Consider the following 15,637-nt stretch of genomic DNA (forward strand, 5'->3'; position numbering starts at 1 on the left):
TTGTCGGCAAGAGGCGCGGGAGAATACGATCCTGAGCAAAAGGTATACCGCTTACAAGCGATTGAAAAGCTGTATGTCGTCGATGGACAGCACCGTCTGGCCGCATTCCGCCGCCTGATGGAAACGCTGCAAAGCAATATGGCGCGGGCGAAAGACCGCAGGGAGTACGATCGCATGGAAGAAATTACGGCGAAGCTGAGCAAGCTGTATTCGTTCCCGATGTCGACCATGATTTATTTGGATATCAATGCCCGTCAAGAGCGCCAGCTGTTCTCGGACATTAACAAGCTTCCGCGTAAAATCGGCGGCAACCTTGCCGTGCTAAGGGAGCAGCGCAGATTTTACCATGTGCTGGCCACCCAAATGGCGGAGCAGGACCCGGCGATGAAACAAATTTCCGTCGATATGTATACGGAGCGCGGAAAAGGGCCCGAGTTTTTATTTTCGTATCATTTGCTGGTTGAAATTTTGGTCGGTCTGTTCGAGGGCCGGTTAAAATCGGCGGCGCGCAACAACGGCTATTATTTTGAGGATAAGGAAGTGGAGGAGCATCAGAAGCTGGCTTCCTTGTACTTCGATACGCTGCTGCGTTATTTGCCGGAGCCTGCGAAGGGCGAGTTGTGCTGGACGGAAAATATCCAAATCGCTTTGGCGATGTTTTTCCACGACGAAGTGTCCAAAACCGGTACGTTTAACCGTTATGCGCTGGAGTACGCGATGAAAATTTTGCCTCATATCGATTGGAACGGCATTTACGTGGGCGATGAGAAGGACCGGCTGCCGAGACGCTCTCGTATCGTCAAAGCTTATCAATATATAAAAGACTTTTATCAGGAGCATCACCTGTTTCTGATCCGTGACAAGGAGGACGCTGGTTAATGGATGGACTTTGCCTGAATATGACGATTCACCCGTTTTGCGAAAAATTCGGGTTGGCTACAGTGGCTGTACAAGTGCAGGATTTGTTGAACTACACTTCCATCGATCCGATGGTACAGCGTAAGTTGAGCGGCGGTCAGCGCCGTAAAATTTCGAATTATTTGCAGGAGCGCGAACTGGACCGCGTCTTTTTCGGACCTGTTACCTTGTCGCTGCGCGAGGTGAGCTCGCTCGCCAAAATGGACAAGGGCCTGTACTTGCGTCCCGGCTCGAAGCTCAGCATTCTGGATGGGCAGCACCGGATTCTCGCACTCGGCTACGTAAACGAGCAAATGCTGAAGGAAGTGCGCAGCCACGAGAAAAAAGTCGCCGCATTGACGATCAAGCAGCGCCGCTCCCCGGAAAACGAGGAGATCAAGCAGGAGCTTGAGCAGATGCAGGGCCTTGTCGAGCAAATTGAGCGCCGCCGCCTTGAGCTGATGGAAAGCGAGCTGGCCGTGCAAATTTATATCGGGCTTAGCGAAGAGGAAGAGAAGCAGCTGTTCGGCGACATTAACTCGAAGGTGCAGCTGGTCAGCAAGGAGCTGGGACATTCGTTCGACAGCATCGATCCGTTGAATTTGGTCATTCAGCAAGTTGTCGATCACAACGTGTTCCTTAAAGGAGCCGGAGTCGAGCGGCGTGCGAATCTGACTTCGTATAACAAAAACTTTACGTCGTTCAGCTGGATGTATTCGACCGCAACGATGCTGTTTACCGGAAAAATGCAGCCTTCCTACGAGCTGGCGCGCAAAATACGCCAAGACCCGTCGATCTATATCGAAATCCTGCATCAGTTTTACAGCACCTTGCTGCCGTTAATGCCGGAACAGCCGGGACTTCCGCAGTTCAACTCGGCCAACAGGGCCATGCAGGAAAGCATCGCTTTATATGCCAACGGACATTTGTACAAGGATGGGAAGTATTCGAAAAATTGGACCTCCTGCCTTAGTATATTCGAGGGCTTCGATTGGTCGCAGGAGAATGAACAACTGGTTGAGCGTTTCGGAACGTTGGACAACGGCAAGTTGAACCTCATTCATGAAAAGTCGCTGCGCAAGCACGGCAAGCTCGTACAGCTGTTTCAAGAGCTGCACGGTGACCCTGTCGGAGACGAAGCGGACGAAGCTTCGACGGCATAAGGTGGAACATTATGGACGGTTATCGTCCATTCAAAATAATTTTCAAGCAACAGGCCATCCCGGCTCTGCTCACATTGGGTGAAGCGGAGCGGGATGGTTTTTTTGCGTGAAAATAGCATTTCCGAGCCCGAATATGTATATGTTTCAAGTGAGACAAGTTCATCGCCGCTCTTGAAACGATGGCAAAGGAGTGAGAGCCATGTTCGATTTCGATCCGCAGTATTATCCATATGCCTCCAGGAGGACGGCCGTTTACGCAGGTAACGGCATGGTCGCCGCATCTCAGCCATTGGCAGCTCAGGCCGGGCTGGACATGCTGAAGCGGGGCGGCAATGCAATCGATGCCGCGATTGCGACGGCGGCGAGCTTGACCGTGCTGGAGCCTACGTCCAACGGGATCGGCGGCGACGCCTTCGCGCTCGTGTGGACAGGCGGCAAGCTGCACGGCTTGAACGCCAGCGGGCCGGCGCCGCAGCGTCTGACGATCGATGCGCTCAGGGAGCGCGGCTTTGCGACGATGCCGCTATACGGCATCGTGCCTTTAACGGTGCCAGGAGCGCCGGCCGCATGGACCGAGCTGTCACGGCGCTTCGGCAAGCTGCCGTTTGCGGAGCTGCTGGAGCCTGCCATCGTGTACGCGGAGCGGGGGTTTCCGGTTTCGGCTACGCTTGGCGCATTGCTCGCTTACGAATTCAATAAATTCGACAAGCTGGATAAAAGCGACGCGTTCGCTGCGCTGTACCGGACGTTCGCTCCCGGCGGCCGCATTCCGCAGCCGGGTGATCGTGTGACGTATCCGCATCATGCGGCCACACTGAGGTCCATCGCCCGGACGGAGGCGGAGTCGTTTTACCGCGGCGAGCTGGCCGAACGAATCGACAGCTGCGTCAAGGAGCATGGCGGATTTTTGAGCAAAGAGGATTTGGCTGCGTATAAACCGCAATGGGTCGAGCCGATCCAAGTGAATTACCGGGGCTATGATATATGGGAAATACCGCCGAACGGGCAAGGCATTGTCGCGTTGATGACGCTGAATATGCTGAAGCGGTTCGATTTCCACCCTGCCGCCCGGGATGGCGTCGATACGTACCATCGGCAGATCGAGGCGCTGAAGCTCGCGTTTGCCGATGGCTTCGAGCATGTGGCGGATGCGTCGGCTATGAAGGCTTCGTTAGCCGGCATGCTGTCCGACGCTTACGGGCGGGAGCGCGCGCAGCTGATCGGCGCTCGGGCGGCGGCGCCGAAGCCGGGCAAGCCGCCCAGGGGAGGCACCGTCTATTTGGCTGCCGCCGACGGCGAAGGGAACATGGTCTCGTTTATCCAGAGCAATTACACCGGCTTCGGCTCAGGCATTGTCGTACCGGAGACCGGCATCGCGCTGCAAAACCGCGGAGCGGATTTCTCGCTCGACCCGGCACAGGCCAATGCGCTGCAACCCGGCAAAAAACCGTTCCATACGATCATCCCCGGATTTATGACGAAAGGGAAAGAGGCGGTCGGCCCGTTCGGCGTAATAGGCGGCTTTATGCAGCCGCAGGGGCATGTGCAGGTCGTGACGAATATGATCGACTTTCATTTGAACCCGCAGGCTGCGCTCGATGCGCCTCGCTGGCAGTGGAAGGAAGGGATGACGGTAGAGCTCGAGCCGGGGTTTCCGGATGCGGCTGCACTAGCGTTGCAGCGCCGTGGACATCACATTGTCCGCAACCCGTCTTCCTTGTCGTTCGGACGCGGACAAATCATATGGAGGGATGCATCGTCCGGAGTATTGATCGGCGGCACGGAGCCGCGAACGGACGGTCATATTGCGGTCTGGTGAGATGAACAGGATAAAGGAGGGAATGGAAATGAACGACATAATGCGGTTCGGCATTATCGGAGGAGGGGTTATCGCGCCCTCGCATGCGAAGGCGATAACCGGAAACACCCAGGCGGAGCTGACAGCCATCGCCGATGTTGCCGTAGAGAAAGCGGACAAATTGGCGGCCGAATACGGCGTCCCGCACGTATATTCGGATTATGAGGAGCTGCTGAAGCGCGATGATATCGACGCCGTTACCGTAGCGGTGCCGAGCGGCTACCACGCGGAGGTCGTCATTGCGGCCGCAGAGGCGGGCAAGCATGTGCTGTGCGAAAAGCCGATCGATATTACATCCGACAGCATGACGCGAATGATCGCGGCCTGCCGCAAAGCGGGCGTAAAGCTCGGCTGCGTCTTTCAGCGCCGGTTGACCGAGGCGTCGATCGTCGCCAAAAAGGCGGTCGACGACGGCAAGCTCGGCCGGCTGGTGCTCGGCGACGCGTACCAGAAAAGCTACCGCAGCCCGCAATATTACCAAAGCGCCGGCTGGCGCGGCACTTGGGCCATTGACGGCGGCGGGGCATTGATGAATCAGGGTGTCCACGGGATCGACCTGATTCAATGGCTGATGGGCGACGTTCACTCGGTCTTCGCCTACTGTTCCGCGCTCGTGCGCGAAATCGAGGTGGAGGATACGGCCGTCGCCGTCGTCAAGTACAAGAACGGCGCTTTCGGCGTCCTGCAAGGGACGACTTCCGTTTATCCGGGGCAGGATACGCGCTTCGAGCTGCACGGGGAAAAAGGAACGATCATTTTTGACGACTCGGGCTTTAAGCAATGGAAGTTTGCCGACAGCGACGAGGAGGCGCCGAAGGTAGCTCCCCGGGTAAGCGCCAAAAACGATCCGCTGCAAATTGCCAATGACGGTCATTACCTGCTGGTCGACGACTTGATCCGGGCGATCCGCGAAAACCGCGACCCGCTCATCTCGGGTGAAGAGGGCAGGAAGTCGGTTGATTTAATTCTCGCCATTTACGAGTCGGCGCGTACCGGAAAAGAAGTTACCGTAGGCAAGTAAATTCCATCAGCATAATTCATCAACGTCACCCGTGAGAATGACTCATCCGTGCTGCCCGTAAGTATACAGCGCCGTCCACCGTTATCATCCGCAGGGTATCGTCTACCGGCACCGCCCGCCAGCGTCATTCGTCATGCATCAGCCACACAGCGAAAGCCCATATTGCCTGACGAGCTGTCCGGCGTATTGGAGCTGCGGGCGGCGACACGGTACCGGTTGCAGTACGATTTATGACATAAATAAGAGCCTCCGCGCATGACGCGGGCTTGTCCCTGTCCGGGACCTTTCGGGTTGAAACGGGGAGCGGTTTGGTGCCAGGTCGGGCTGAACCAGTCGGCGCACCATTCCCACACATTGCCGGACATGTTGTACAAGCCGAAGCCGTTGGGCGGGAACGAATGGACGGGAGCGGTTCCGGCGTAGCCGTCGCTGCTATTGTTTTTTTCGGGAAATTTGCCCTGCCAAATATTGCACAGATGGTCGGTGCCCGGCTTCAGCAGATCTCCCCACGGATACCGCTTCTGCACCAGACCCCCGCGTGCCGCAAATTCCCATTCCGCCTCCGTCGGCAGCCGCTTGCCCGCCCAACGGCAGTAGGCATTAGCGTCGTTCCAGGAAATATGGATGACCGGATGATCAAGCCGTTCCTCAATGGACGAATCCGGCCCTTCCGGATGAGCCCAATCGGCTCCCTCCACATTCCACCACCACGGTGATCCTTGTACGACATGCTTGACACGGGCTGCGGTTTCCGGGGATATGAACAAATGAAAAACGAACGACCAGCCGAACGCCTCCGCCTCGGTTTTATAGCCGGTAGCCATGACGAACTCGCGGAAATCGGCATTGCTGACCGTATAAGGATCGATATAAAAGGGGCTGACGGTCACCGCGCGAACCGGACCCTCGCCATCCTGAGGAAAACCTTCCCGATCGTCGGTTCCCATCAAAAACTCGCCTCCGGCCAAATAAATCATCCGGTCGGCCGCATAAGAAACCGATGGCGGGCTCGCGGGAGCTTCCCGGCGGCCGTCCATATGGGCCGTTTTTTCGTTTTGCGCCGCCGATCTGCTTGTTGAGCCGCAGCAGGACGGTTTTACTTGTTCGTTCATTCGATATTCCCCCTATAATTCGGTAAGTTGATTAATGATCATAATCGCAGCGCCGGCCACCAGCGCTTCCTCTCCCAGATGGCCCTGGCTGAATACGACCTGGTAGTTCGGATAGTGGTACGTATTGCGGATCGCCACTCGTGTCGCGATTTGAAAAAAACTGGGGTGGGTACTGATCAGCGAACCGCCGAGTATGACTTTTTCCGGGTGTAAAATGTTCAGCAGGTTGGACAAGCCTATCCCGAAATAGGTGGCCGCCTGCGAAAAAATTTCAACCGTCAACGGATCGCTCTCCTGAAGCGCTTGCATAAGGTGGGCGAAGTTGATTTCGCCGGGATCGGTCGTCTTGTAGCGCAGCGAGCTTTCCCGTCCTTGCTTCAGCCTGGCCTGGGCCTGCTGCTCCAAAGCGTGAATCGATGCGAATGTTTCCAGACTGCCGTAGTTGCCGTGGTCTCCGAGTCTCGGTCCGTCCGTCTGGATAATCATTTGCCCGATGGAGCCTTCCATATCGACGGCTCCATAAACGACCTTGCCGTTGGACATCATGGCGGAGCGAATGCCTACACCGGCATGAATATAAAGCAGATGGCGGTAGTCGCGATTGCGATCCGACCAGGATTCGCCGATAAGCGCCGTATTGGCCCCGTTGTCTAGCTTGACGGGGATGCCGAGCCGCTCCTCCAAAAAACCGGAAACATGTACGTTCCGCCATCCGGCCGCCGGAAAATAAAGCGGCTCCAGGATCGTGCCGGTAAAGCGATCGAGCGGCCCGACCGCTCCGACTCCCATCCCGAGCACTTGTCCGGCTTCAATATTGCGGGATTGCAACATGGCGATTGCCGAATCGGCAATAACGGGCAGCAGTTTCGCCGGCGTCATGGTGCTGTCCATTTGCCAGCTTTGCGATGCCAGCTTATTCAGATGCAGATCGCATAATATCAGCTTCGTGCTCAGCCGGGAAATTTCGAGACCGAACACATAGCCGGCATCAGGGTTCGTCTGGTACAGAATCGGCCGTCTTCCGCCGGTCGACTCCCCCAATCCGGCTTCGATCAGCCAGCCCTGAGCCGTTAACTCTTCCAGCGTTCGGGTCAGCGTACTGCCGGTCATTTCACTCTGCTCCAACAATTCTATTTTAGATACGGTTCCCTGCCGGCGAATCCGTTCGTAAATATCCTTATGCTTACGGCTGCCGATCCGCTCTTGTATCGATACTACCTGCATGCGATTCCTCCACTAATGCCGTGTTAACGTTACCCGGGTACATGAAGCTTCCCGTGACGCTTGCCCTTTCCGCTTGTTTCTCCGGACTTTTAGGGCTTCCTTTTAATGTACCATTATACACGAGTTGCCAACGCTTAACCATACGGTTCAAGACGTTTCACGATTGCGGTCCCGGCAAGTTTCGCCGCCAATCCATTGTGACTTCCTCATATAATTTGTTAAGATAAGATTGCTGTATGTTGCTAACTTATACGCTGCCGAAATTCACGGTCGGTTTCAAGGCGGCAGTTATTTCGGGAGGAGAAAGATGGGCATGTCGGAATGGTATAAAAAAAGCTTTGGCGATGATTACTTGCTGGTATATAGACACCGGAATATGGAGGGGGCTTACAACGAGGTCAAGAAGATGATCGAATGGCTTCGTCTGCCCGCCGGCGCGGAGGTGCTCGACTTATGCTGCGGGATGGGCAGACATTCGATGGCGCTGACGGATTTCGGGTATAAGGTAACGGGGGTCGACTTGTCGGACGTTTTGCTGCGCGAAGCCAAGCGGCTGGACACCGAGGGCAAGGTGCGCTGGCTGCAGGGGGATATGCGCCAGGTGCCGCTTGATGGTACCTACGATGCGGTCGTCAATTTGTTTACGTCATTCGGTTATTTTGACGAAGATGAAGAGAATGAGCGGGTGCTGCGGGAAGTAAGCCGGCTGCTGACGCCGGAGCAAGGCCAGTTTATTATCGACTTCCTTAATCCCGGGCAGGTTGCGGCCCATCTGGTTCCTTTTTCCAGCCGGGTCGAGGGCGGCTGTACGATCGAGGAATCGCGTAAGATAGAAGACGGCTTTGTGCGCAAAACGATCGTAATCCGCGAAGCGGAGCTGCCGGACCGTACGTACTCGGAGCAGGTGAAGCTGTTCAGCCGGGAAGCCTTTATAAGCATGCTGGACAGGGCGGGGCTCGAAACGCTGCATGTTTACGGCGGGTACGATGCGTCTTCCTACAATCAAGCGGAGTCGAAACGTATGATTTTCGTCGGTCGCCGGAAAGGACTTTAACGCTTTATGAGCAGCAGCTTACATACATTGCATAACGATAATGTCTGTCAAATTAAAGTGCCGCTGCCGTTTCCGCTGCGCTGGGTGAACAGCTACCTGATCCGCGGAGCGTCCGGATTTACGCTGATCGATCCCGGATTGCATACGGAAGCCGCCGAGCAGCATTGGGTGCAGGCTATGGACGAACTCGGCATCGGCTTCCGCGATATCGAACAGATCGTGCTGACTCACCATCATCCGGATCATTACGGATTGGCCGGTTTTTTTCAGGAGCGGTCGGGAGCTCCCGTCCTCATGTCGGAGGCTGGCCATCATCAGGTCCGCCTGCTGTGGGGGGATGGGCAGCCGATGGCGGCTGCGCTGCTGCGCTTGTTCAGCAGCAACGGGATGCCCGAGGAAATGCTGCTGTCGATGGAGGATCATATGGCCGGCTTCGTCCCTCTTGTATCGCCACAGCCGGAAATAACTCCGATTCGTATCGGCGATCCGTTGAGGCTGGGCGATCACGAATATGAAACGGTGCATACGCCGGGTCATGCGTCCGGCCACGTATGCTTTTACCGGGCCGAGACGAAGGTGATGCTGTGCGGCGATCATGTGATTCCGCAAATATCGCCGAACGTCAGTTATTTGCCGGGAGGAATTGACGATAACCCGTTGGGCAGTTTTTTGCGGAGTCTGGAAGCTATCGGCCGGTATGACGTTGCATGGGCTTACCCGGGTCACCGCGAGCCGTTCACGTCATTTGCCCATAGGACGCAGGAGCTGATCGCGCATCATGAGTCCCGGCTGGAGCTGATGCGCGCCATGCTGGTCGAACAGCCGCTTACGGCTTACCACGTATGCAGGAATACATTCGGCCATAAGCTGACGCTTCATCAGCTGCGGTTCGCGCTGTCTGAGACGCTGGCTCATCTCATCTATATGCGGGAGGCAGGAACGATCCGGGAGCGGGAGCAGGATGGGCTGATCGTATACCAAGCGCGCTAATGGCTATGGCTATTTCAAAGGATGGAATCCAATGATTTCGCAGCATCGCTGCCGCCTCTGCTCCGCAGCAGGCGGTTGCTCATAGAACAGCAGAAGCCCCCCGGTGTGCGCGTGCGGAGGGGCTTCTGCTGTTCTATTCTCGGCTCCACTCCGCAGGCTTTGGAGTTCCCGAAGACATCGCGCAGCAGGGCAGGATATACGGATTCGCACGGTTATAACAATATTTAAGCGAGGTTGCGACAACTTTACATTAGTTTGGTGAAAATTGGGAACAATGAGAGCATCTGGTTTTTGACAGGAAAGGGTGCATAATGGATGAGAATGACGATAAGCAGACAGCTGCTGCTTATAATCGCAATGGCTGCAGGTTTGACGGGCTGTTCCAAGGAAAGCCCGTCCCATGAAGCTGCCGTCAGGCCGGAAGCGGCTGCGCACGCTTCCTCGCAGGTCATAGCGCTGGATGTGTCCGAGGAAGGGACCATGAAGCTGACCAGCTTGCCGAACCGCGGAATCACGGCGCTTTCCGATGCCGGAACGCCGCTCGTCGTGCTGCTGGGCAGCGGCTTTGTCCGGCGGCACGGCACGGTTCCGGCTTATGGGCTGCCGCGGCAGCTGCCGCAATCTCCTGCGGGAACGCGGCCTGTCATCGCGATGGTCGACGGACAGGCCGATCTGTTGATGAACCGGGCGCCTGCCGCGGAATGGCTGCCGGAGCTGGAGCGGCTGGCCGAAGAATTGGCAGGCTTCCGGCAGCGGCGTGACGGGATGAAGCGCGACGCCGTCATGCCTTACCTAAGCCGGGCCGGCGGAGCAGCCGGCGTCCAAGTGCAGGCCGCCGTGCTTCGCGGCCGGGAACCGGCGCTCCTGCTGAACGGGCAGGAGCTGGAGCTGTTGGCCTGCCTCGACGGGCAGGCGTTGGAAGGCATGAGCTGCCGGACGGCATGGAGCAGCAACGGGGATTTGCGGGCGCCGGTAATCAACGCGTCGGTTACCGTCACCGCGGGACCCGGCGCTCCGCAGGCGCTGCGTGGGCCTGCCGCCGCCGACAGCATGGCGCAAAGGATGAGCGTCCTCCTGCGCAGCCTGCAGCTGCAAGGAGCGGACCCGCTCGATATCGGCCAAACGGTGCGCTCGTTGTACCGCGGCGCTTGGACCGGCGAGCGGTGGCGCACGGCGTTGACCCGCGCCTCGATCGAGGTGCGGGTGCATATGTCTTCGTGAGCCCGGCGCGGTTAGCCGCTCTTATACTTGAATGTTGAGCTTGAGGACCCCCGCCTTCTTTAAAGCATGAAAGAAGATGACGACAATCGGACCGAGGAACAAGCCGGTGACGCCGATCAGCTTGAACCCGATATACAGGCTCGCCAATACGGACAGCGCCCCGATGCCAACCGCATCGCCGACGATTTTCGGCTCGGCGATGCGGCGGAATACCGTGATGACAAGAAACAGCACGACAAGACCGACGGCCATGAATACGTCCCCCTGGATAAAGCTGTATACCGCCCAAGGGACAAGCACCGACCCGGTGCCGAGAATCGGCAGCAGGTCGACGATAATGACGAGCAGTGCGACGGCCAGCGGGTACTGCGCGCCGATAATAATGAGCCCGACCAGCGTTATGGCGTATGTAAGAAGGCTGAGAATCAACTGAGCTTTCAAAAAACCGATGATCGCCACACGGAGATGATCCAGTACGACATTGATTTTTCCGCGCGATTCCTCGGAAAACAAGGCCAGAAAGCTGTTCTTGATTTGCTCCAGGCCGATGCTGATCAGGTACAGCGCGATGATGAACACAACAATAAGGATGAAGAAGTTCGGCAGCGTTTTGGCGACATTCAGCCCGATTCCGTAAGCGGAGGTGAGTATCCTGTTCAGACCGTCCGTGATCGCATCCATTCCTTGAATGAGGCCGCTCTGAATATATCCGGCCCATTCCTCCGGAAACGAGCGGTACAAAATGCCTTTGCCGGTCAGCGCTTCCCGGACGAAATGATCGGCTTCATTCAATAGAACGGGCAGCTTGCCTATAAACTCGACGAACTCCAAATAAACTTTTCTGCCGAGCAGAAAAAATAAGCCTGCGATGACCGCGATCAGCAGGCTGCAGGCAACCGATGCGCTGATCAGTCGGCTGAACCGCAAATAACGGATCATCCACTTTACAAGCGGCTCCATCAATATTGCCGTAACCAGCGCCAGCAAGAATGGGAAGCCGACCGTAAACAGGCCGTACAGCAGCACAATCGAGACTATAATAAATACAATCGTTTTAGTCGGCATTCGCATGTTCTCCCCGCAAAAGAAAGCCGGAAAATTCCGGCTTCGGATTAAGATGACAAAGGGCTCTTTTCCAATGGGACGGTTGCAGCCAGTTCAGGTGCAAGTTTGCTGATTTCGATTTTGCGGATGCGGTGGCTGTCCTTTTTCAATACCGTAAACGTCAGGCCGTCATACTGCCATTGTTTGCCGGTCGCGATCTCGGGCGCCTTCGTATATACCCAACCGCCTATCGTGTCCACAGCATCGTTTTCCAGACTCGAGCCAAGCAGATCGTTCACCTCGTTCAGCAGTACCTTTCCGTCGAAAATGTAGGTGTTGTCATTGATCTTTTCAATTTCTTTAACCTCGTCCTCATCGAATTCGTCGCGGATTTCGCCAACGATTTCCTCAAGAATATCCTCCATGGTGATGAGTCCGGACGTACCGCCGTATTCATCGACGAGAATCGCAATGTGCACCCGCTCCAGCTGCATCTTTTTCAGCAGGGCGTTGACCGGCATATGCTCGGGAACCGTAAGGACCGAATGTACGAGCTTGCGAAAATCGAAGTCCGGATTGTTGTCGTAATTCAAGAAAAATTGCTTCGTGTTCATAATGCCGATGATATGATCCTTGCTCTCCTTGGCGATCGGGAAGCGAGTGTACTGCTCGCGGCGGATGATCTCCAGATTTTGTTCCATCGTATTGTTCGTATACAAGCATACCATATCGGTCCGCGGCACCATAATTTCTCTGGCCAGCATATCGTCAAAGGCGAAAATCCGGTTCACATAGCCGTACTCGGATTTGTTGATTTTACCGCTTTGGTAGCTTTCCGTGACGATGATCTGGATTTCCTGCTCGGAATGCGCTTCTTCATGCTCTTTGGCCGGCTGTAGCCCGAACAATTTGATGAGCTGGTTGGCCGAGCCGTTTAACACCCAAATAAAGGGGTACATGATTTTATAGAACATCATTATAGGCTTCGCGGTCAACAGGCTGATCTGCTCCGCCTTCTGAATCGCCAATGATTTCGGCGCCAGCTCGCCCAATACGACATGCAGGAACGTAATAACAATGAAGGCGATCAAAAATGACAGCAGACCGCTCAACTCACTACCCATGTTCAATGAATGAAACAGCGGGTGCAGTATTTTTTCCACGGTCGGTTCGCCGAGCCAACCCAAACCTAGCGCAGTGATCGTAATGCCCAGCTGGCAGGCAGACAAATAGCCGTCCAGATTACTGGTTACCTTTTGTACGGCGACTGCGTTTTTGCGGCCTTCCAGAACGAGCTGATCCACCCGGCTGGAGCGTAATCGAATGATGGCAAACTCCGTAGCGACGAAAAATGCGGTAAGTAGGATAAGAACTGCGACGAGAAACAAATTTAAGCCCATTTTTACCTTCCTTAGTGAAGAAAATTTTGTGAAACTTAAGAACCGTTTATTTATAAGTTCTTATGAACCCATTATAAAGTAAGTCATAAGAATATGAAAATGCGATGATGAACCGGGATGTTCAATTTACGATCATTTTTTTGAAGTAACCGGTCGCTTGCTGATGAAATCGGCTATTATCTCCTTTGACAAACGGTTTGGATTCGATTTATGATGAGTTCAAATGAACTCGAAATCTGTTGAGCGGCGCTGACCGTCGAAAGGAGGAGCCCGATTGGAAACTTTCACATTGACCCGTAAAGATATGGCCATCATGCTCCTCTCCATGAAAGGAAGAGCAACGAGAGCACCGTTAACCGTTTTGCAGGAAGCCTGGAAGAAAAACCATTCGGCCGGGATGGAATATGGGACGTCATTGTCCGCATTCCTGTCCACGCATCTGCCCCCCATATTGGAAAAGATGATCAAAAGCAACCATGTTGAAGGTTTTTCATTACAAGATATAGTATCGCTCGGGAATCAAATAGAATATACAAACGTTTCGATCACTTCGATGCAAAATTGGGTGAAAAGGGATTTCAAGGAGTTTTTAGGGGCGCCCAAAATAGGAAAAAAATATTCGGTCGATCAAGCAGCCATGCTGTTCATCATCGACGATTTGAAAAACTGTCTCGATTTCGAGTCGCTGCGCAAGCTGTTCGAAATCGCGTTCCAGCAGCCGGACGACGAATCCGACGATCTGCTCGGACCCGTCGATTTATATGCGGCCTACAGCATGCTTTTTGAGGAAATGGACGCCAATAACGACCAGCTGCTCGACGTGCAGGGGCATGGGGCGGGCAAGCATAACTACGACGCGCTGACCGAGTCCACAATCAGGCAAAAAGCCGATCAATACGTGCATCATTTGAACCATTTGAACCCGCAGCAAAAAAAGGCGGTGCGCAATTTGCTGTTTATCGCCATGGTGTCCGTTCAAACCGCTTACTTCCATTCACTGGCCAGGAGATATATGAATGCCACGCTGTTTCTTCACAGCCTGGATGAAGACCACCGGAACGGCTGAACGGCGAACAACTAGGAACTAACTTGGACAGCGATCGAGAGCCTGCAGAGCAAACAATGAAAAGCCTCCCTTTCACGCGGCGATGCGTAGAGAGGGAGGCTAATTTGGTTGGCTTTTGAAAAGCACGCTATCCTTCCTGTTGCTGTTCTTCTTTCTCGGCCTGCTTGCGGTGGGCAATCCTGCTGCTGGCCGCCGCCGCGATCGCTCCCACGATATCGTCGAGGAACGTATGCTTGTGCTTGCCGTGCTTATCGTTCAGCATTTTCAGGATGCCCGGCTTCAGCTTGTCGATATACCCGAAGTTGGTGAATCCGATGCTCCCGTACACATTGACAATGGAAAGGGCGAGCACCTCGTCGCAGCCGTAAAGGCCTTCGTCGTTTTCGATCATTTCCTGCAGGGGAGAGAGCAGCTTGCCTTCTTCGGCGAGTATGTCCAACTGAATCCCGGTCAATATCGCATTCTGCACCTCGCGCTTTTGCACGACGGACTCGACGCTGATGATTGCGTCCTCCATGGTCAGGCTCGGATAATAATCTTTTTGCAAAAAGAATGTCAGCTCCGCAATATCCTGTATCGTCACACCGCGCTGCTTCAACCAGCTGTCGGCGGCGTCTTTGACTTTTTTCGAGTTCAAGTTATAAGTCATCCTGCACCCTCCTGATTAATGAAACTCCGAATAGTGTTTACCGTGCTTTTTCGACTGATACATCGCTTTGTCCGCCGACTGGATCAACTGTTCCTCGCTGCCGTCCTGCGGATAGAGGGCCGCTCCCATACTGCATGCGACCGTAATGTCGTGGCGTCCGATCACAAACCGTTTATTCAGAGCGCTCATAACGCGCTGCGCCACTTTATGGATATCCTCGGAATGATCGACTTGTTGAAGCAAAATGACGAACTCGTCTCCGCCCAGCCGGCACACCGTATCAGGATCCCGCACGCAATGGAGCAGCCGCGACGCAACCTTTTTCAACAATTCATCGCCTACGGCATGACCGTAACGATCGTTAATTTGCTTAAAATCGTCCAAATCCAAATAAAACAGCGCCAGTCTGCGCTCGTATCTTTTGGCCAGCAAAATCGCCTGCTTATAGCGATCCTGAAACAATCGGCGATTCGGCAGTCCGGTCAAGGCATCGTAATAGGCCATTTGGGTCAAACGCTCTTCCACATTTTTATAGCGGCTTATATCGCGCGAGATGAGCGCTACCTCAGGGACGCTTTCATTATTGAATAAATAGGCGGTCCCTTCGACCCAGAGGGGAACGCCGTCCTTCGTATCATAGCGGTATTCCAGAAAGAATGGCTTGCGCCCCCCGGTAAGCAAGCGGAACTGATGCCGGAAGCGATCCGTATCCTGATCAAAGATCAGATCGAAGCATGGCTTGCCCAGCAATGTCCCCGAGCAATCCCCCATCAGCCGCAGAAAAGCGGGAGAGCAATATGTAATGGCTCCCTCAAGATCGAGACGAAGAATGAAATCACCGCTTCGCTCGATCAATTGGCGAAAAAAACTATCTTGAACGGCGTCGTTCCCCATCGCTTTCCACCTCTTTGATTGGTGTGACAGGATCGTTCCAGGCG

Annotated in this window: 14 protein-coding genes (1 of these 14 only partly in view); 8 read left to right on the plus strand and 6 right to left on the minus strand. The window is 54.7% G+C overall.

Annotated features, from left to right (window positions below):
• The 4 genes from E1757_RS13325 to E1757_RS13340 form a co-directional block, all read left to right on the plus strand.
• Positions 1-879 carry the 3' portion of a DGQHR domain-containing protein gene (locus E1757_RS13325; protein ID WP_133228787.1) on the plus strand. 258 nt of this gene lie to the left of the window's left edge, so only the last 879 of its 1,137 coding nucleotides appear in the window; its start codon lies beyond the left edge, outside the window; it ends in the stop codon at positions 877-879.
• Positions 879-2,060 carry a DNA sulfur modification protein DndB gene (locus E1757_RS13330; protein WP_133228789.1) on the plus strand — a complete coding sequence of 394 codons (1,182 nt, stop codon included), beginning with the start codon at positions 879-881 and terminating at the stop codon, positions 2,058-2,060. Before E1757_RS13325 ends, E1757_RS13330 begins: the two co-directional genes overlap by 1 nt.
• Positions 2,061-2,259: 199 nt before the next feature.
• Positions 2,260-3,879, plus strand: coding sequence for a gamma-glutamyltransferase family protein (locus tag E1757_RS13335; RefSeq protein ID WP_133228791.1), 1,620 nt, complete (start codon positions 2,260-2,262; stop codon positions 3,877-3,879).
• A 28-nt stretch (positions 3,880-3,907) separates the two neighbouring features.
• On the plus strand, positions 3,908-4,939 hold the full coding sequence (locus E1757_RS13340; protein ID WP_165972103.1) for a Gfo/Idh/MocA family protein: 1,032 nt from the start codon (positions 3,908-3,910) through the stop codon (positions 4,937-4,939).
• A gap of 131 nt (positions 4,940-5,070) precedes the next feature.
• On the opposite strand, the gene E1757_RS13345 is transcribed toward E1757_RS13340, so the two are convergent.
• Together E1757_RS13345 and E1757_RS13350 are read right to left on the minus strand one after the other, a co-directional pair.
• Positions 5,071-6,051, minus strand: a complete 981-nt coding sequence (locus E1757_RS13345) for a formylglycine-generating enzyme family protein (RefSeq protein WP_133228795.1) — start codon at positions 6,049-6,051, stop codon at positions 5,071-5,073.
• Positions 6,052-6,063: 12 nt separating this feature from the next.
• Positions 6,064-7,275 (minus strand): ROK family protein, encoded by a 1,212-nt coding sequence (locus E1757_RS13350; protein ID WP_133228797.1) that lies wholly within the window; start codon positions 7,273-7,275, stop codon positions 6,064-6,066.
• A 313-nt stretch (positions 7,276-7,588) separates the two neighbouring features.
• Between E1757_RS13350 and E1757_RS13355 the strand changes: the two genes are divergently transcribed.
• The 3 genes from E1757_RS13355 to E1757_RS13365 all read left to right on the plus strand — a co-directional run bounded on the left by E1757_RS13355 (position 7,589) and on the right by E1757_RS13365 (position 10,540).
• On the plus strand, positions 7,589-8,329 hold the full coding sequence (locus E1757_RS13355) for a class I SAM-dependent methyltransferase (RefSeq protein ID WP_133228799.1): 741 nt from the start codon (positions 7,589-7,591) through the stop codon (positions 8,327-8,329).
• A gap of 6 nt (positions 8,330-8,335) precedes the next feature.
• Positions 8,336-9,319 carry an MBL fold metallo-hydrolase gene (locus E1757_RS13360; protein WP_133228801.1) on the plus strand — a complete coding sequence of 328 codons (984 nt, stop codon included), beginning with the start codon at positions 8,336-8,338 and terminating at the stop codon, positions 9,317-9,319.
• A 315-nt stretch (positions 9,320-9,634) separates the two neighbouring features.
• Complete coding sequence (locus E1757_RS13365) at positions 9,635-10,540, plus strand: Ger(x)C family spore germination protein (RefSeq protein ID WP_133228803.1); 906 nt, start codon at positions 9,635-9,637, stop codon at positions 10,538-10,540.
• A gap of 21 nt (positions 10,541-10,561) precedes the next feature.
• Here the strand turns inward: E1757_RS13365 and ytvI are convergent, their stop codons facing one another.
• Both ytvI and E1757_RS13375 read right to left on the minus strand, forming a co-directional pair.
• Positions 10,562-11,605: a sporulation integral membrane protein YtvI gene (ytvI, locus tag E1757_RS13370; RefSeq protein ID WP_133228805.1), complete on the minus strand. Its 1,044-nt coding sequence runs from the start codon at positions 11,603-11,605 to the stop codon at positions 10,562-10,564.
• Between the two features lie 47 nt (positions 11,606-11,652).
• Positions 11,653-12,984, minus strand: a complete 1,332-nt coding sequence (locus E1757_RS13375) for a hemolysin family protein (RefSeq protein WP_133228807.1) — start codon at positions 12,982-12,984, stop codon at positions 11,653-11,655.
• Positions 12,985-13,258: 274 nt separating this feature from the next.
• On the opposite strand from E1757_RS13375, the gene E1757_RS13380 reads away from it, so the two are divergent.
• The gene (locus tag E1757_RS13380) at positions 13,259-14,050 is read left to right on the plus strand and encodes a DUF1836 domain-containing protein (RefSeq protein ID WP_133228809.1); all 792 of its coding nucleotides are present in this window, start codon (positions 13,259-13,261) and stop codon (positions 14,048-14,050) included.
• Between the two features lie 127 nt (positions 14,051-14,177).
• Here the strand turns inward: E1757_RS13380 and E1757_RS13385 are convergent, their stop codons facing one another.
• On the minus strand, positions 14,178-14,699 hold the full coding sequence (locus E1757_RS13385) for a phosphatidylglycerophosphatase A family protein (RefSeq protein ID WP_133228811.1): 522 nt from the start codon (positions 14,697-14,699) through the stop codon (positions 14,178-14,180).
• A gap of 15 nt (positions 14,700-14,714) precedes the next feature.
• Entirely contained in the window at positions 14,715-15,593 is an 879-nt protein-coding gene (locus E1757_RS13390) for a sensor domain-containing diguanylate cyclase (RefSeq protein WP_165972104.1), read from the minus strand.
• Positions 15,594-15,637: the final 44 nt, after the last annotated feature.

This window comes from Paenibacillus piri (assembly GCF_004354045.1).
Lineage (GTDB): Bacteria > Bacillota > Bacilli > Paenibacillales > NBRC-103111 > Paenibacillus_S > Paenibacillus_S piri.